We start from the raw sequence: 16,806 nt of genomic DNA, 5'->3' as shown, positions 1-16,806 counted from the left end.
CCGTAGCGGTGAGTGGTGGGGGTCGATGGGTTACCGCGCCGCCGGTTCACCTCGACGAAACATTGTCGTGTTGGTCACGACACTAAATAAGACGTGTCGATGTGTCCATACCTTCCGGCGATACAGCACCAACTTTTGTCGATCTGATCGAAAGTTGGTGCTCAGGCGCTTCGGTCGATCGCCTGTCCGGCCAGCGCAACCAGGGCGGCGCGGGCCTCGTCGGCCACCACGGCGTTCCGCAGGGCGGAGAGCGAGGCCTCGGTCCGTACCCGGATCATCTGCTCGATCCGCTCCCGGGCACCGGTCGCCTCGATGATGTCGCGCAGCTCCGCCGCGCCCTCGGCGTCCAACGCCGGATTGCCGAACAGCTCGCGCAGCCGGACGGTCTGCGTCCGGTCGGCGGCACTGCGGGCCAGCGCCATCATGACTGTGGGCTTGCCCTCACGCAGGTCGTCCAGTACGGACTTGCCGGTCACCGCCGGGTCACCGAACACGCCCAGGACGTCGTCGCGGAGCTGGAACGCGTCACCCAGCGGATCACCGAACTCCCCGAGAGCGGCGATCACCTCCGGCCCCGCACCGGCCAGGGCCGCGCCGATCTGCAACGGCCGGGTGACCGTGTACCGGGCAGCCTTCATCCGGATCACCGTCAGCGCGCTGGCCACCGAGCCGTCACCCACGCCCGAGACCAGGTCCAGGTACTCCCCCGCGATCACCTCGGTCCGCATCAGCGCGAACACGCCGTACCCCCGGTGCACCTGCTCGGTGCTCAGCCCGCACTCGTGGAACATCTGATCCGACCAGGCCGCGCAGAGGTCCCCGCAGAGCAGCGCGGTGTTGCGGCCGTACGCCTCGGGGTCACCGCGCCACGACGAACGGGTGTGCAGGTCGGCGAAGAGCCGGTGCACCGACGGCTCACCCCGGCGGCGGTCGCTGCCGTCGAGGATGTCGTCGTGGATCAGTGCGAACGCGTGGAACAGCTCCAGGGCCGCCGCGGCCACCACGATGGGGGTGCCGTCGGCCGCCCCCGCCCCGCGCCAGCCCCAGTAGCAGAAGAGCGGTCGCAACCGCTTGCCCCCGGCCAGCACGAACCGTTGGAGCGCGGTGAACACGCCCCGTGGCGCCCCGTCCGGCCAGTCCGGGCCCTGCCGGCTGAGGAACCCGGCCAGCTCCGCGTCGAAGCGCGCCCGCAGCTCGCTGGCGTCGGTGGGCGCGACGGTGACCGTCATGAGCCCTCCCCCGGCCCGCCCGGGCTCAGCCCGGCCAGCTCCAGCAGCAGCGCCTTGACCTCGGTCGCCGCGATCTTGTCCCGGGCGGCGGTCGGGTCGGAGCAGAGCAGCACCGGGCCGTCCGCCGGGTCGTCCGGCAGCCGCCCGTGCGAGCCCTTCACGGCCCGGGCCCCGGCGTCCAGGCCGACAGCGCTCATCAGGTAGCGCATGCCGAGCTTCTTGCGGGCCAGCGCCACCCCGGCGCGGGCCTTCGCGGCACCGGGGTTGGCCGGGTCGAAGAACAACTCGGCCGGGTCGTAACCGGGCTTGCGGTGAATCTCCACCAGCCGGGCGAAGTCCGGTGCCTGGGCGTCGTCAAGCCAGTAGTAGTAGGTGAACCAGGCGTCCGGCTCGGCCACCAGCACCAGCTCACCGGCACGCGGATGGTCCAGCCCGTGCGCGGCCTTGCCCTCGGCGTCGAGCACCTCCGCCACCCCGGGCAGGCCGGCGCAGAGCTTCGCCACCGCCGGCACGTCGGCCGGATCCTTGACGTAGACGTGCGCGATCTGGTGGTCGGCGACAGCGAACGCCTTCGACGTCCACGGGTCGAGGTACTCCATGCCCGCCTGGGTGTGCACCCGCAACAGGCCCTCGGCGCGCAGCAGCCGGTTGACGTCCACCGGGCGGGACACGTCGGTGATGCCGTACTCCGACAACACGACCACTGTGGCGTCCCGGGCGCGGGCGGCGTCCAGGAGCGGACCGAGCACCGCGTCCAGCTCCGCCGCCGCGGCGGCGGCCTGGGCCGACGACGGGCCGAAGCGTTGCAGGTCGTAGTCCAGGTGCGGAACGTAGACGAGCGTCAGGTCGGGTGACACGTCGGCGAGGATCTGCTCGGCCGCCTGGCAGATCCACTTCGACGACGGCAGCCCGGCGGTCGGCCCCCAGTAGGTGAAGAGCGGGAAGGTGCCCAGCTGCCCGGTGAGCGCGTCGTGCAGCTCCGGCGGGTCGGTGTAGCAGTCCGGCTCCTTGCGCCCGTCGGCGTAGTAGACCGGGCGGGGCGTCACCGTCCAGTTGACGTCCGCGCCCATGGCGTACCACCAGCAGACGTTCGCCACCGTGTAGCCGGGTTCGGCCCGACGGGCGGCCTGCCAGAGCTTGTCCCCGCCGACGAGCGCGTTGTGCTGCCGCCACAGCAACACCTCGCCCAACTCCCGGAAATACCACCCGTTGCCGACGATCCCGTGCCCGCTGGGCGTCTCGCCGGTGAGGAAGGTGGACTGCACCGAGCAGGTCACGGCGGGCAGCACGGTGCCCAGCTCGGCCCGGAAGCCGCCGTCGGCGACTCCCCGCAGTCGAGGCATGTGCGCCAGTAGTCGGGGCGTCAACCCCACCACGTCGAGGACCACCAGTCGACGGCTCATCGCGTCACCCCCATGCTCTCGGTTCGCTGTGCGGTCAGGCCGAGGCCGACCAGTTCGTCCCGGGCGAAGGCCAGCTCCGCGGCGATGCCGGCGGCCAGCTCCGCATCGGTGCCGGGCCGTCGGGCGGCCGGCAGCACCCCCCAGGTGTACGTCTCGACGTCAAGGTGGTCACAGCCCGCGCTCGGGCCGTCGAAGAGCGCTCTCAGGGCCGCGCGGAGCACCGGCACTGTCGAGCCGAGCGGTTCCTCGGGTGGTGCGTGCAGGGGCACGTGGTAGTGCACCCGCCACGGTCCGGGCAACGCCCGGTCCAGTGCCTCGTCCAGGTCGTCGGCCGCGTACGCCGGGTCGGCCGGGTCGCCCAGACCCGCGCAGCCGGCGCCTCGGGTCTGGTGCAGGAAGCGCGGCTCCACCCAGCGGCGCAACGCCTCGGCCCCGCCCTCCGGGTCGGCAGCCTCGACAGCGGCCGAGACCTGCACCTTCACCACCGGCAGTCCGGCCGTCCGCAGTCGGTGCAGTGCCTCGGCCGGCTCCTCCCAGGCGCAGGCCAGGTGGGCCAGGTCGAGACAGATGCCCAGCCGGTCGGTGTCCATCCCGGACAGCAGCTCGGCTGCCTGACCGGTGCTCTCCACCACACAGCCGGGCTCCGGCTCGAAGGCGATCCGCACCTCGCGGCCGGTGTCCCGCTGCACCTCGGCCAGGCCGGCGGCGAGCTGGTCCAGCCGGCGTCGGGCCGCGTCGGCCCGGCCGGCGTCCCACGGGTGCCGCCAGGCCAGCGGCAGGGTGGAGATCGAACCCCGGGCGGCGTCGTCGGGCAGCAGGTCGGCGAGGACCCGGGCCAGATTCAGTGTGTACGTCAACCGCTGGTCGGTGGTCCAGTCCGGGTGGTACACGTCCTGCTTGACCACCGGGGCCTGGAAGGCCGCGTACGGGAAGCCGTTCAGGGTGACCACCTCCAGCCCGCGCGCGTCCAGCTCGGCGCGCAACCGGTGGCGCAGCGTCGGGTCGGCGGCCAGCTCGGCGGCGACCGGTGCGGCCAGCCACAGGCCGAGCCCGAGCAGGTCGCTGCCGAGCGCCTCGCGGACCGGCACCGCGTAGGTGTCCAGTTGACCGAGGATGCCGGCGAGATCCTCGGCGGGGTGGACGTTCGTGCAGTAGCCGAGGTGGACCGTCTCGCCGCCGGCATGTCGCAGCCGCATCAGCTGCCGCCGCGCAGGATCGAGTTGCCGGTCTGGGGGTCCACCGCGGCGGCGACGTCCAGGTCGCTCAGGTCGAGCCGCCCCGACTGCCCGTAGAACTCCACCGGGTTGCGCCACAGCACCCTGTCGACGTCGTCGTCGCTGAACCCGGCCTCCAGCATCGCCTCGCCGGTGGCCCGGGTCAGCAGCGGGTCGGAGCGCCCCCAGTCGGCCGCCGAGTTGACGAGCACGCGTTCCGGGCCGTACTCCCGCAGCAACTCGACCATCCGCTGCGGGGTCATCTTGGTGTCCGGGTAGATGGAGAAGCCCAGCCAGCAGCCGCTGTCGCGGACCAGCTTCACCGTCACCTCGTTGAGGTGGTCGACCACCACCCGACCGGCGTCGATGCCGGACTCGGCGACCACGGCGAGGGTCCGCTCGCAGCCGCGCGCCTTGTCCCGGTGCGGGGTGTGCACAAGCGCCGGCAGGTCGTATGCCACAGCGAGCGCGAGCTGCGCCGCGAACGCCTCGTCCTCCTCGGGCGTCATCGAGTCGTACCCGATCTCGCCGACCGCCACCACCGCGTCCTTGTCCAGATAGCGGGGCAGAAGGTCGAGAACCGGGCGGCATCGCGGGTCGTTGGCCTCCTTCGGGTTCAGCGCGATGGTGGCGAAGTGACGCACCCCGAACTGCCCGGCCCGGAACGGCTCCCAGCCGATCAGCGAGTCGAAGTAGTCGGTGAACGAGGCGGCGCTGGTGCGCGGTTGACCCAGCCAGAACGCCGGCTCGACCACCGCGCGCACCCCGGCGGCGGCCATCCGTTCGTAGTCGTCGGTGGTGCGCGAGGTCATGTGGATGTGGGGGTCGAAGATGCGCATTCACGCCTCCCGGGGCAGTGCGGCGGTGAGCCGGTGGAGCAGGTCGGTGGCGTCGGCGGGCAACTCCCGGCCGGCGGCGTGCCGTTCGGCGGCCAGGGCCGCCAGCATCGCTGTCAGTTCGCTGTCGGCCCGGGTGTCCAGGTCGGCGACGCCGGCCAGGGGGACACCGCTGAACACGCACTTGAGCACCGCCTGCCGCCAGGCGGCCTGGTCGAGGTGACTGGCGTACGGGCCGAGCGCGGCGGCGACCAACCGGGTGTCGTTGGTCCGGATCGCGTCGTGCAGCAGGGGCACCCCGTCGGCGCCGATGGGCAGCAGCGGCAGGGCGCGCAGCACCGCTCGCCGTTCCGCCGCGTCACCGTGCTGGTAGAGGCTCTCGGCGTACGCCGCGTGCTCGCCGGGCAGGCTGGTGAGCAGCAGCACCCGGGCCGCGTCGTCGGCGGTCCAGCCGGGGGCGTCGGGCAGCGCGCCCCGACCGCAGCGTCGGCCGGCGGCGGCGAAGAGCCGGGTGATCGCGGTGGGCTCGGCCGCGACCCGGCGCAGTGCCGTGTCCAGCCAATCGGGATCGGGTACGCCTCCCAGCGCGGCCCGCAGTGAATCCGGTGTCATCCCGTCTCCTCCCCTTGTGCTGCTCCCGGTGCCACACCACGCTTTGCTCTGCACCTACATGTGCACCGGGGCCTCTTTCGCGGATGTCGCCTCGGCGGACGACGCCGTCGCGGACGCCACCTCGGCCGATGGCGTCTGCGTGGATGCGACCTCGGCGGACGGCGGCTCGGCGGACGAGCCCTCGGCCGCTGGCGCATCGGCGGGTGCAGAGCAAAGGGTGCGAGCGGCGTGGCGATCGGTGGCCGCGGCGGCCCGCAGGAACTCGATCGACCGGGCGGCCACGGCGGGTGCGGCGTGCGAGTCGCGGGGCAACTCCACGGCAACCAGCCCCTGGTAGCCGGCCGCCGCCAGGGCGGCCAGCACCGGCGGGAAGTCGATCTCGCCGTCGCCGAACTCCAGGTGCTCGTGCACGCCCCGGCGCATGTCGTCGATCTGCACGTTCACCAGGTGATCGGCCACCTCGGCGACGCACTGCGGCACCGGCCACGGCTCCAGGCACCGGCAGTGGCCGATGTCGAGGGTGATGCCGAAGCGGGCCGGCTTGTCGAGTGCGGTGTACAGCCGACGCCAGTCCGCGATGTCCTGCACCAGCATGCCCGGCTCCGGTTCGAAGCCGACTGTGACGCCGGCGGCGTCGGCCGCGTCGACGACGGTGGCGCAGCCGGCCACCAACCGGTCCCAGGCGCACTGCGGCGACACCGTCTCGGGTCGGACCCCGGCCCAGAACGAGACCGCCTCCGCGCCCAGGTCGGCGCCGATCCGCACGGCCCTGCGGAGGAACTCGATCCGCCGGGTCGGGTCGTCGTGCAACAACGTCGGTGCGTGCTTCTGCCACGGGTCGAGCAGGTAGCGGGCACCCGTCTCGATGACCACCGCCAGACCCAACGACTCCAACCGTCGACCGACAGCCGCGACCCGGCGGGTGAGTCCGGGCGCGAACGGGTCCAGGTGGTCGTGGTCCAGGGTGAGCGCCACCCCGTCGTAGCCGAGGTCGGCGATGACGGCGAGCGCGTCGTCGAGCCGGTGGTTGGCGAAGCCGTTGGTGCCGTACCCGAGGCGCAGCGTGGTGGCGGCGGCGGCCGGCGCACCGGGCCGGGGCTCGGGGACGCTCATGTCGGAGAGACCTTCCGGGCCAGCCGTCGACCCAGCGGAGCGGCCGCCGCGACCGCCACCCCGAGCAGACCTGCTCCACCCCGTGCGGTGAGGGCCCCCTGGAGAGCCGGCAACCCGGTGATCCCGGCGCCGACGGCCGCGCGCACCCGCCCGGCCGACGGGTCCCTGACCACAGCGGCCTGGGCCGCGCCGTAGCGGGCGGCGTACCAGCCGGCCAGCACGGCGGGCAGCGCCGCCGCGATGGTGGCCGACCTGCTCCGACGCGCCTCGCCCGCGGTTCCGAGCCCGTCGATGGGCCCCGCCTGGTCCGCCACCAGGGCGGCGGCACGTCGGGTGCCGGGCACGGCGACCGCCGCACTGACGGCGACCAACGCGGTGCCGGCGAGGGTACGCATCGGCAGTGTGGCGTCAGCGCCGCTGACCTCCCGGCGGGACAGCGCGGTGACCGTCCACGTGTGAGCGGCGACGGTGGCCGCCGCCGGCAGCGCCCGGGCCATCCGGCCGCCGGACGCGCCGAGCAGCACATCCAGCCCTCGACAGGCGGCCATCACGGCCGGCCCGGCGGCGGTGTTCTTGGCCAGCAGGTCGTACCCCCAGATGGTGGCGGCCAGCGGCACGGCGAGCGCGGCGGCGCGGCGACCGCCCACGGCGGCGGCCAGGCCCACGCCAGCGGCCGTGAGGCCCGCCGCGAGACCGACAGCGGCGGCCGGGGTGACCCGCCCGCTGGGGATCGGCCGCTCGGGCCGTTCCTCGGCGTCCAGGTGCCGGTCGGACCAGTCGTTCGCGGCCATGCCGGCCCAGTAGAGCAGCACTGACGCGCCGGCCAGGGCAGGGGTACGCGGGCTCAACGCGCCGGCCGCCGCAGCCCCGGCGATCACGTCACCGGGCACCGAGAGAGCGGCCGGTGCCCGGACCAACTCGGCAAGATCAGCCAACGTTGTCACGAACATCGCCTCCGCCGTCGTGCAGGTGCCGGGTGAAGGCGGTCAGCCGGGCCCACTGCTCGCCCAGTGAGTGGGTGGGTGCGCCCAGCGGGTCCTTGAAGAAGAAACCCAAATCGGCCAACGGCCCCACCTGCCCGGCGGCGTGCGCGGCGGCGGTGAGTCGGGCCAGGTCGAGCACCAGCGGCGCGGCCAGGGCGGAGTCGCAGCCGTGCCAGGTGAACTCCATCCGCATGCCGGTGCCGAGGAATCCGCTGAACGTGATCAGATCCCAGGCGGTCTTGAAGTCGCCCAGCTCCTCGACGTACTCGATGCGGGTGCCGCCCTGCGGGACGTAACCGAGCGTCTCGCCGAGCACCCGCTGCTTGCTCTGCACCTTCGCCGCGTTCGCGGCCGGGTCGGCGAGGGTGGCGCCGTCGCCACCGCCGAGCAGGTTGACCCCGGACCAGGAGCCCACGGCGAGGTTGCGCATCGCGAACATCGGCGCCAGCACCGACTTGACCAGGGTTTCCCCGGTCTTGCCGTCGTGGCCGGCGTACGGCAGTCGGGCCTCCTCGGCGAGCGCGGCAAGCGCCGGAAGCCGCAGCCCGGTGGACGGGGTGAAGTCGACGAACGGGCAGCCGGCGAGCACCGCCGCGTACGCGTAGAGGGAGCTGACCGGCAGCACCTCGTCGGGCCCGTCCAGGGCGGCGCGCAACGCGGCCGGGTCGGCGTGCCCGGGGTGCGGTCGAGGGGCCGGCTCGGTGGCGGAGACGTTCACCACCACGACCCGGTCCAGCTCGTGACGCTCCCGGAAACTCGTCAGGTCGCGGACCACTGCCGCGGCCCGGGCCGCCTGGGTGTCGCCGACCGGCGCGGGGCGCAGCTCCTGTTCGACAACGCCCAACTCGTCGCGGAGCGCGGCGACCAGCCGCCAGGGGATGACACCGGCGTCAGCGAGGGCCTCGGCGCGCTTGCCGAGCGGGGTGGTGGCCACGTCGTGTCCGCCGAAGACCAGATCGGCGAAGGCCGGTAGGGCCGGGCCGCGCAGCTCGGGAAGCTCCGTCACACAGCCGGTGGGCCCGGCCAGGCCGGCCCGCAGCGCGAGCCCCCCGACGATGCTGGTGGTCGCGACGGAACCGCGCGCTCCTACCAGCCAGACACCTGTTCGCATGGTGCTCCTTCCCCATTCACGAGGAACCGTCGGTACCGCTAAATATAGGAATATCAGAATATGTTTCGGAAAGATACGGCCCGGTTTCGGAAAAGTTTCGGGCCGGTTGGATGGGCCCCGTCCGCCCACCCCGCACCGGGACGGCACCGGACTCCGACGTCGGCGTCGGCGGCGACGACACCGGACCGGATCCCGGCAGGTGCGAGCAGACGGGGCTGGTAGGCAGGGTCGGGTCGGCGTCTCGACCCTGCCTCCCCCGCATCCGGCCGGTCGGGGCGTTGACCTGCCCCGGCCGGGCGTCTCAGGCCGCCGCGCGGCGGCGGGCGGTGTCATCAGGTCCTCCGGAAGTCTCCGGTGGTGGCGGTCCTCCGGTGCGGCCGGGGAATCCCGGTCCGGTCGCACCGGACGACCGTCCTGCTCGTGCGCCACCGGGCCGTCAGGCCCGGCTGCACGCTCTCCGATACCGACCTCTGACCCGGCCACGGGGCGCAATCCGTGGCTGGTCCCTCGCCGGTCGGCGTCGGAAAGCCGGTCGGGCGACAGCGGTGCGAACACCGCCGTCGCGGATGGTCAACGGTCAGACAGCCGCCGCGGTCAGCGTCGGTTCCACCTCGGCCCAGGAGGAGCCGAGCTCCGCCGAACGGGCCACCGCGTCCAGCACCAACTGGACCTGCAACGCGTCGGCGAACGACGGAGTCGGGTCCACACCTGTGGCGACCGCCTCGATGAAGTCGCGCATCTCGTGCGTGAACGAGTGCTCGTAGCCGATGATGTGGCCCGGGGGCCACCACGCCGACATGTACGGGTGCTCGCCCTCGGTCACCAGGATGCGACTGAAGCCCTGCTCCACGGCCGGGCGGGTCGCGTCGTAGAACTCCAGCTCGTTGAGGCGCTCCAGGTCGAAGACCACACTGCCCAGCGAGCCGTTGATCTCGACCCGCAGCGCGTTCTTACGGCCGGTCGCGAACCGGCTCGCCTCGTACGTGGCCAGGGCGCCACCGTCGAGCCGTGCCACGAAGACCGCGGCGTCGTCGACGGTGACCGTCCCGGTGGGGGCCGCGTGGCCGTCCACCGAGGCCGCCAGACCGCTCGACTCGGCCGGCAACGGCCGCTCCTTGACGAAGGTCTCGGTGACCGCGCTGACGCCACTGATCCGTTGACCCGTCACGAACTGGGTCAGATCGATGATGTGCGCACCGATGTCACCGAGCGCGCCGGAGCCCGCCCTGTCCTTCTGCAACCGCCAGACCAGCGGGAACTGCGGGTCCACGATCCAGTCCTGCAGGTACGTCGCACGGACGTGTCGAATCACCCCGAGCCGTCCGTCGGCGACCAACTGGCGCATCATCGTGACCGCGGGGACCCGGCGGTAGTTGAACCCGCACATCGACCGCACTCCGGCGGCCCGGGCGACATCCGCCGCAGCGGTCATCGCCCGCGCCTCCTCCACCGTGTTGGCCAACGGCTTTTCGCACAGAACGTGCTTGCCTGCGGCCAACGCGGCGAGAGCGATCTCGGCGTGACTGTCTCCCGGTGTGCAGATGTCGACAACGTCGATGTCGTCCCGGTTGATCAGGTCTCGCCAGTCGGTGGTGTACGCGTCCCAGCCGAGTGTGTCGGCGGCGTCAGCCACCTTCGCTGTGTCTCGGCCGCAGATCAACGCCATCCGGGCCCGCGCCGGCAGGTCGAAGACACGGTTCACGGTGCGCCACGCCTGTGAGTGCGCGGCGCCCATGAACGCGTAGCCGACCATGCCGACCCGCAGTTCTCTGTCTGTCGTGGACAAGGTGGGTCTCCCCCCGGTATGTCAGAACCCGAGCTTGTCGTAGCTGCTCGCGTTCTCCTTGGTGATCGTCTCCGAGGCCAGCGTCACTTCCTTGGGCACCTGAAGCTCCGTCAGGTCGCCCAGGCCCCGACCCTGCGCGACGAGCCGCGCGAGCGAGATCGCCGAGGAGGCCATCGACGGGTTGTAGGTGACAGTGGCCTTCAGCACGGTGTTGTCGGCCTTGATGGCGTCGATGGCGAGCTTGGAACCCGCGCCGCCGACCATGAAGAACTCCGACCGGTTGGCCTGCTTGACGGCCGCGAGCACACCGATGCCCTGGTCGTCGTCGTGGTTCCAGACCGCGTCGATCTTCGGCAGCGCCTGGAGGAGCTGGGCCGCCTCGCGCTGGCCGCTGTCCGAGGTGAACTCGGCCGAGCGCCGGTTGCTCACCTTGAACCCGTACGTCGCGAGGGCGGCCTTGAAGCCCTCGCTGCGCTCGACGGTCAGCGGGATCTCCAGGCCGGCGATCTCACCGATGACCGGGTTGGTGACGCCCTTGTCCTTGAGCATCTTGCCGATGTAGTGCCCGGCCGAGACGCCCATGCCGTAGTTGTCGCCCTTGATGACCAGCCGCGAGGCCAGCGCGTCGGGGAACGCCCGGTCGAGGTTCACGATCGGGATGCCCGCCTGCATCGCCTGGAGGGCAACAGCGTTGACCTCCTTGCCGTCGTGCGGCAGCACGACGATGATGTCCGGCTTCTGGGCGATCAGCGTGCCGAGCGTGGAGCGCTGGGCCTCGGAGTTCGACCCGCCGTCGACCTCCTTGAACTCCACGTCCGAGTACGCCGCGGCCTGGGCCTTGGCGTTGGCGTGGATCGCGCCCATCCAGCCGTGGTCGGCGGCCGGGGCGGAGAAGCCGATGACGACCTTCTTGCCCGGGGCGTTGTTGCCCTCGGTGTTTCCGGCGGCCTTGGTCTGGGTGCTGGCGGCCGGGGTGTCGTTGCTGGTGCAGGCGGTGAGCAGGGTGGCAGCGCCCACTGCGGCTCCACCGAAGAGCAACCGGCGGCGCGACAGGTCGCGACTGTGCTGGGTCATTAATGACCTCCTGGGAGCGGGATTTGACGTGATGAGGGTGTGCGAGACCCGGCCTCCGTCGAATGTCTCGACGTCGCCAGGACAACGGTGCGGTGCGTCAGGTTGCGGTGGTGACCCTGTTCCGCGCGAGGAGCCGAGTGACTGACTTGAACTGGAACTGCTGGACCAGGACGGCGGCGACGATGATGCCGCCCTTGACCATGTTCTGCGCCTCGATGGAGAGGCCGTTGATGGCGAAGAGGTTCGTGATGGTGGCGAAGATGATGACGCCGAGCAGGGAGCCGACGATGGTGCCCCGGCCGCCGCTGAGCAACGTCCCGCCGATGATCGCCGCGGCGATCGCGTCCAACTCGTACAGGTTGGCCATCGCCGCCTGCGCCGAGGTCGCCTGCGAGGTGAGCATGATGGCCGCGATGCCGCAGCACAGACCGGAGAGCGCGTACAGCAGCATGGTGTGCCGCCGGACGTTGATGCCGGCCAGTCGAGCCGCCTCCGGGTTACCGCCGACGGCGATGGTCCGCCGGCCGAAGGTCGTCCGGTTGAGCACCACCCAACCGGCAAGCACGACGGCGCCGAGGATGTAGACGAGGATCGGAATGCCGATCACCTTGCGGGCCGCGATGTCGTTGATGAACGTGCTGCTCGACACCTGGGTCTGCTTGTTGGAGATCGATGCCGCGAGCCCCCGTGCGGCCACCAGCATCGCGAGCGTCGCGATGAAGGGGACCAGTCGCCCGTACGAGATGAGCACCCCGTTGACAAGGCCGACGCAGACGCCGACCGCGAGGGCGGCGAAGATCATGCCGCCGGCGCCGTAGCTCTGGGTGGCCACAGTGGTGCACCAGACCCCGGCCAGCGCGACGATCGCGCCCACCGACAGGTCGATGCCACCACCGATGATCACGAAGGTCATCCCGACGGTGACCACGCCGACGACCGAGGCCAACTGGAGGATGGCCAGGACGTTGTTCCAGACCCAGTTCGGGTCGCCGTACAGGTCGGGCTTGGTGACCGCGCCGACCACGATGAGCGCGGCCAGCACCCCGATCAGACCGAGGTTGCGTTTGGCGCCGTCGCCACCGTCACCCCGCCACCAGGAGAGCTTGCCCCCGGACCCTGCCTTGTTGCTGGCCACCGCCGTCTCCACCGGGTCCACCGGTGGCGACTGCGCCGGAAGCTGCGGGCGCTCCGGTGTCGCGGTGGGAGTGGGAGTCGCGTCGCTCATGCCGGTGCGCCTTCCATCAAGGACCCCGCCATAACGAGGTCAAGCACAGTGTTTTCGTCGAGTTCGCCGGCCGCGGCTTCGCGGACGACACGCCCTTCCCGCATCACCAGCACCCGGTCGGCCAGACCCAGCACCTCGGGCACCTCGCTGGAGACCAGCAGCACCCCCACGCCCTGAGCGGCCAATCCCCGGATGACCTGGTACAGCTCGGCCCGGGCGCCCACGTCCACGCCCCGGGTCGGCTCATCGAGAAGCAGCAACTTGGTGCCGCCGAGCAGCCACCGCCCGACCACCACCTTCTGCTGGTTGCCGCCGGACAGCGTGCGTACCGGCCGGTCGACGTCCCGGGGCCGCAGCTCCAGGGTCTCCGCGATCCGGTCCGCCTCGGCACGTTCCTTGCTGGCGTTGGTGAAGCCGAGCCGCGCGTACCGGCCGAAGGTGGCAAGCGTGACGTTGCGGTAGATCGGCTCGCCGAGCAGCAGCGCCTGGCTCTTGCGTTCCTCCGGAGCCATCCCCATGCCGGCGCGAACCGCAGCGCCGACGCCGGGCCGCAGGGCCTTCCCGTCCATCCGCACCGTGCCGGCCTCCGAAAGGCGGGCACCGTAGATCGTCTCCAGCAGTTCGGAACGACCCGAGCCGACCAGCCCCGCGATGCCCACGATCTCGCCGGCACGCACTGTCAGCGAGACGTCGGCGAACTCGCCGGTGCGGGTCAACCCCTCCACCTGGAGCAGCTCGTCACCAGCGGAGTCGTCGGTCGGCCGGTCCGGGAAGACGTACTCGATGGTGCGGCCCGTCATCCGGCTCACCAGGTCGCGGGTCGGGGTGTCGCGCGCCGGCAGGTTCGCCGCGGTGGTCCGGCCGTCCTTGAGTACGGTGACCCGGTCGCCGATCTCGCGGATCTCCTCCATGCGGTGGGAGATGTAGATGACGGCGATGCCCTGCGCGGTCAGCTCACGGATGATCCGGAACAGGTTGCCGACCTCGTCGTGGGCCAGCACCGCGCTCGGCTCGTCCATGATGATCAGTCGGGCCTCGTGCGACAGCGCCCGCGCCATGCTGACGATCTGCTTGCCCGCCGCCGGCAGGGACCTGACCATCCGCCCCGGCGGAATCTCACCGTGGCCGAGCCGGCCGAGGATCTGCCGGGTGTGCCGGGCCATCCGTCCGCGCCGGACGAAGCCGAAGCTGCGGTATTCGTGGCCGAGGAACGCGTTCTCCGCCACCGACAGATCCTCGACGAGGTCGAGTTCCTGGTAGATGGTGGCGATGCCGGCCTTCATCGCGGCCTGCGGGTTGGCGAACGTCGCCGGCTCACCGCGCCACTCCACCTGACCGGAATCCGGTTGGTGCACCCCGGCGAGAACCTTGATGAGGGTGGACTTGCCGGCGCCGTTCTGCCCGAGCAGGCAGTGCACCTCGCCGGCGCGTACCTCAAGCTGCACGCCGTCGAGCGCGCGTACGCCGGGGAAGGTCTTCACCACGTCGGTGAGGCGCAGGACCACCTCGCCCGCGACGGTGTCGGCGGGAGCCTCGACCAGCGGCGCCTCGGCGACGGCCTCGGCCGACGCGGTGGCGGGGTCATCCTCGGGCAGAGCCACAGTCTCCTCCTCGCTCACGACAGAACCTCGAACAGCTTCACTGTGCCGGCCTCGGTTCGCGACTGCGGGGCTCGCAAACCCGGCTCACTCCTCGCGCTCACGATGCTTCCCCGAAGGCGACGTCGCTCGCGAGCACCGCAGCGCCGGTGACACCGGCACGGCCGCCCAACTCGGACAGGACGACGGGAAGGTTGCCGGTAGCCAGCGGCAGTGACCGGCGGTAGACCACGCTGCGGATCTCGGCGAGCAGGATGTGACCCAGCTGGGCCAACCCTCCGCCGATCACGATCATCGACGGGTTGGTGAAGCTGACCAGGCCGGCGAGCACTCCGCCGACCCGCCGTCCGCCGTCCCGGATGAGCTGGATGCAGGTCACGTCGCCCTCGACGGCACCCTCGGCGACGTCGAGCGCGGTCACCACGCCCCGCAGGGCCAGCCGCTCGGCCAGCGCCGGCGACGTCCCACTGCGGGCGGCGGCCAGGGCGTCCTTGGCCAGCGCGGCACCACTGAACAGCGCCTCCAGGCAGCCGACGTTTCCGCAGGAACACATCGGACCGTGCGAGTCGACCTGGATGTGGCCGATGTCGCCGGCGCAGCCGTCGGTGCCCCGGTAGACCTCGCCGGTGAGGTAGATGCCGCACCCGATGCCGGTGCCGATCTTCACGAAGAGGAAGTCGTCCACCGAGTGGGCGACCCCACCGTGCCGCTCCCCGATCGCCATGATGTTGACGTCGTTGTCGACCACCGCCGGGCAGCCGTGCTCCCGGCTGAGCAGTTCACGCACCGGGAACCGGTCCCAGCCCGGCATGATCGGTGGTGAGACCGGCACGCCGTCGCGGAAGCTGACCGGGCCGGGTACGCCGATGCCGACGGCGTCCAGCCGCTCGTACGCGCCGTCGACCCGGGCCTTGTGCAGCAACTCGTTGACCCGTTGCAGGGTCACCTTCGGGCCGTTGCGGATGTCGGCCGACTCGGCGTAGTGGGCCACCGGTTCGAGACGGCCGTTGACCACCTCGACGTCCATCGAACTGGCACCGAGGTCGACGGCGGCGAAGCGCAGCTTCGGGTTCAACTCGACGAGGGTCGAGCGACGCCCACCTCGGGACGCGGCGAGCCCGGCCTCGGCGACGTAACCGAGCGCCACCAGACGATCCAGCTCGGCAAGCATGCGCGGACGCGGCATCTGGAGTCGGTCGCCCAACTCGGCGCGGGACACAGCGCCCTCGTCGCGGAGCAACCGCAGCAGACGCACGTGCAGGGGGTCGACGGTGCGCATCCGGGCCCCCTCTTCATTGGCAGCGTTCACATCGACGCAATGTTGATGTGTTGTGTCCGACACAGTAGGAGCGCCCTACGCCGCCTGTCCATAGCTTCAACCGTTCCGAGACCAACTTTTGTCCGAAAGAACAAAAGCTACTAGTCGATCAAGGAAAGAATCACGGGCCGCCCGCAACCGCTCGCCTCCAGTTCCATCGACAGACGCAGAACCGCCCCACCAGCCGGTCCTCGGCGGTGGGGCGGTGCGGTGGTGCGGTGCGGTTGATCCGGTGCAGTGCAGGTGCGGTGCGGTGCGGTCAGCGGCTGCCGGCGGAGTTGCGCTTCTTGCGGAGCTTACGGTCGTCGCGCAATTCGACGTACGGCTCGTCGTCAACCGCGTGGCCGGCCGCGATGGCACGGCCGCGCTCCAACTCCGCGTCGAACTCCGCCCCGAGCAGGATCGCGATGTTGGTCAGCCAGAGCCAGACCAGGAAAACGATCACCCCGGCCAGGGCCCCGTACGTCTTGTTGTACGAACCGAAGTTGCTCACGTAGAAGGCGAACAGGCCGGAGATCACCAACCAGATCACCACGGCCAGCACCCCGCCCGGGCTGACCCAGCGGAAGCCGCCGTGCCGCGCGTTCGGCGACGCCCAGTAGAGGATCGCGAACATCAGGCTGACCAGGATCAGCAGCACCGGCCACTTGGCGACGTCCCACACCGCGACAGCCGTCGAGCCGAGCCCGATCACATCACCCACCGACTCGGCGAGGCGGCCGGTGAAGACGACGATCACCGCACTGGCCAGCAGCAGCACCCCGATCACCGCTGTCACGCCGAGTCGGATCGGCAGCGTCTTCCAGATCGGCCGGCCCTCCGGCACGTCGTAGATGGTGTTCGACGCCCGCATGAACGCACCGACGTAACCGGACGCCGACCAGAACGCCGCCACCAGACCGATGATCGCGGCGAGGCTGGCCAGGCCACCGTTCTTGTCCGCGGCGCCGATCGCATCGGTGATGATCTGCCGGATGCTGTCGTCCGGCACCGCCTGGTTGACGGTGTCCTTGACCCCCTCGGTGGCGCTCTCGCCGAGCAGGCCGAGCAGGGAGATCAGCACCAGCACGCCGGGGAAGATGGACAGCACCCCGTAGTAGGTGAGCGCCGCCGCCCAGTCGGTCAGGCTGTCGTCCTGGAATTCGGTGACCGTCCGGCGCATCGCCGCCTTCCACCCACTGCCAGGCAGGTCGGTGGGGCTGTCCGGACCCGCGTCGGGCCCGACCGGCGTGGTCGCGGGATCACGCTCACGCTGGACGGAAGACTCGTCCGAGGCCATCGCCCCTCCTCCTGCTCGACGGTGT

At 71.3% G+C, this 16,806-nt stretch carries 14 protein-coding genes; all 14 read right to left on the bottom strand.

Annotation, left to right across the window (positions count from 1 at the left end; all coding sequences use genetic code 11):
* Window positions 1–161 precede the first annotated feature (161 nt).
* Window positions 162–1,229 carry a polyprenyl synthetase family protein gene (locus ABZ406_RS11585; protein ID WP_357759106.1) on the bottom strand — a complete coding sequence of 356 codons (1,068 nt, stop codon included), beginning with the start codon at window positions 1,227–1,229 and terminating at the stop codon, window positions 162–164.
* Window positions 1,226–2,632 (bottom strand): nucleotide pyrophosphatase/phosphodiesterase family protein, encoded by a 1,407-nt coding sequence (locus ABZ406_RS11580; protein WP_357759104.1) that lies wholly within the window; start codon window positions 2,630–2,632, stop codon window positions 1,226–1,228. Before ABZ406_RS11580 ends, ABZ406_RS11585 begins: the two co-directional genes overlap by 4 nt.
* Window positions 2,629–3,828, bottom strand: coding sequence for a metabolite traffic protein EboE (eboE, locus tag ABZ406_RS11575; RefSeq protein WP_357759102.1), 1,200 nt, complete (start codon window positions 3,826–3,828; stop codon window positions 2,629–2,631). Before eboE ends, ABZ406_RS11580 begins: the two co-directional genes overlap by 4 nt.
* Window positions 3,828–4,685: a TatD family hydrolase gene (locus tag ABZ406_RS11570; RefSeq protein WP_357759099.1), complete on the bottom strand. Its 858-nt coding sequence runs from the start codon at window positions 4,683–4,685 to the stop codon at window positions 3,828–3,830. Before ABZ406_RS11570 ends, eboE begins: the two co-directional genes overlap by 1 nt.
* Window positions 4,686–5,294 carry an EboA domain-containing protein gene (locus ABZ406_RS11565; RefSeq protein ID WP_357759096.1) on the bottom strand — a complete coding sequence of 203 codons (609 nt, stop codon included), beginning with the start codon at window positions 5,292–5,294 and terminating at the stop codon, window positions 4,686–4,688.
* A gap of 54 nt (window positions 5,295–5,348) precedes the next feature.
* Window positions 5,349–6,407 carry a sugar phosphate isomerase/epimerase family protein gene (locus ABZ406_RS11560; protein ID WP_357759093.1) on the bottom strand — a complete coding sequence of 353 codons (1,059 nt, stop codon included), beginning with the start codon at window positions 6,405–6,407 and terminating at the stop codon, window positions 5,349–5,351.
* The gene (locus ABZ406_RS11555; RefSeq protein ID WP_357759090.1) at window positions 6,404–7,351 is read right to left on the bottom strand and encodes an SCO3242 family prenyltransferase; all 948 of its coding nucleotides are present in this window, start codon (window positions 7,349–7,351) and stop codon (window positions 6,404–6,406) included. The genes ABZ406_RS11560 and ABZ406_RS11555 overlap by 4 nt, the downstream gene beginning before the upstream one ends.
* Entirely contained in the window at window positions 7,335–8,501 is a 1,167-nt protein-coding gene (locus tag ABZ406_RS11550; RefSeq protein ID WP_357759088.1) for an inositol-3-phosphate synthase, read from the bottom strand. The genes ABZ406_RS11555 and ABZ406_RS11550 overlap by 17 nt, the downstream gene beginning before the upstream one ends.
* 577 nt (window positions 8,502–9,078) lie before the next feature.
* On the bottom strand, window positions 9,079–10,287 hold the full coding sequence (locus tag ABZ406_RS11545; RefSeq protein ID WP_357759085.1) for a Gfo/Idh/MocA family oxidoreductase: 1,209 nt from the start codon (window positions 10,285–10,287) through the stop codon (window positions 9,079–9,081).
* A 21-nt stretch (window positions 10,288–10,308) separates the two neighbouring features.
* Entirely contained in the window at window positions 10,309–11,361 is a 1,053-nt protein-coding gene (locus ABZ406_RS11540; RefSeq protein WP_357759082.1) for a substrate-binding domain-containing protein, read from the bottom strand.
* A 97-nt stretch (window positions 11,362–11,458) separates the two neighbouring features.
* On the bottom strand, window positions 11,459–12,586 hold the full coding sequence (locus ABZ406_RS11535) for an ABC transporter permease (RefSeq protein WP_357759079.1): 1,128 nt from the start codon (window positions 12,584–12,586) through the stop codon (window positions 11,459–11,461).
* On the bottom strand, window positions 12,583–14,091 hold the full coding sequence (locus tag ABZ406_RS11530) for a sugar ABC transporter ATP-binding protein (protein WP_357759749.1): 1,509 nt from the start codon (window positions 14,089–14,091) through the stop codon (window positions 12,583–12,585). The genes ABZ406_RS11535 and ABZ406_RS11530 overlap by 4 nt, the downstream gene beginning before the upstream one ends.
* A 193-nt stretch (window positions 14,092–14,284) precedes the next feature.
* Window positions 14,285–15,463 (bottom strand): ROK family protein, encoded by a 1,179-nt coding sequence (locus ABZ406_RS11525; protein ID WP_357759077.1) that lies wholly within the window; start codon window positions 15,461–15,463, stop codon window positions 14,285–14,287.
* Between the two features lie 298 nt (window positions 15,464–15,761).
* Window positions 15,762–16,781 (bottom strand): YihY/virulence factor BrkB family protein, encoded by a 1,020-nt coding sequence (locus tag ABZ406_RS11520; protein ID WP_357759074.1) that lies wholly within the window; start codon window positions 16,779–16,781, stop codon window positions 15,762–15,764.
* Window positions 16,782–16,806 lie beyond the last annotated feature (25 nt).

It is taken from the genome of Micromonospora sp. NPDC005710, assembly GCF_040630995.1.
Taxonomy (GTDB): domain Bacteria; phylum Actinomycetota; class Actinomycetes; order Mycobacteriales; family Micromonosporaceae; genus Micromonospora.
The sequence above is the reverse complement of the archived record's forward strand: the minus strand, read 5'-3'. Positions and strand labels throughout refer to the sequence as shown.

Excerpts from the sequence above, each read along its gene's own strand:
- ABZ406_RS11550 (WP_357759088.1), bottom strand. The coding sequence starts at position 8,501 with ATGCGAACAGGTGTCTGGCTGGTAGGAGCGCGCGGTTCCGTCGCGACC.
- ABZ406_RS11525 (WP_357759077.1), bottom strand. The coding sequence starts at position 15,463 with ATGCGCACCGTCGACCCCCTGCACGTGCGTCTGCTGCGGTTGCTCCGC.
- ABZ406_RS11540 (WP_357759082.1), bottom strand. The coding sequence starts at position 11,361 with ATGACCCAGCACAGTCGCGACCTGTCGCGCCGCCGGTTGCTCTTCGGT.
- ABZ406_RS11585 (WP_357759106.1), bottom strand. The coding sequence starts at position 1,229 with ATGACGGTCACCGTCGCGCCCACCGACGCCAGCGAGCTGCGGGCGCGC.
- ABZ406_RS11520 (WP_357759074.1), bottom strand. The coding sequence starts at position 16,781 with ATGGCCTCGGACGAGTCTTCCGTCCAGCGTGAGCGTGATCCCGCGACC.
- eboE (WP_357759102.1), bottom strand. The coding sequence starts at position 3,828 with ATGCGGCTGCGACATGCCGGCGGCGAGACGGTCCACCTCGGCTACTGC.
- ABZ406_RS11560 (WP_357759093.1), bottom strand. The coding sequence starts at position 6,407 with ATGAGCGTCCCCGAGCCCCGGCCCGGTGCGCCGGCCGCCGCCGCCACC.
- ABZ406_RS11580 (WP_357759104.1), bottom strand. The coding sequence starts at position 2,632 with ATGAGCCGTCGACTGGTGGTCCTCGACGTGGTGGGGTTGACGCCCCGA.
- ABZ406_RS11565 (WP_357759096.1), bottom strand. The coding sequence starts at position 5,294 with ATGACACCGGATTCACTGCGGGCCGCGCTGGGAGGCGTACCCGATCCC.
- ABZ406_RS11535 (WP_357759079.1), bottom strand. The coding sequence starts at position 12,586 with ATGAGCGACGCGACTCCCACTCCCACCGCGACACCGGAGCGCCCGCAG.
- ABZ406_RS11570 (WP_357759099.1), bottom strand. The coding sequence starts at position 4,685 with ATGCGCATCTTCGACCCCCACATCCACATGACCTCGCGCACCACCGAC.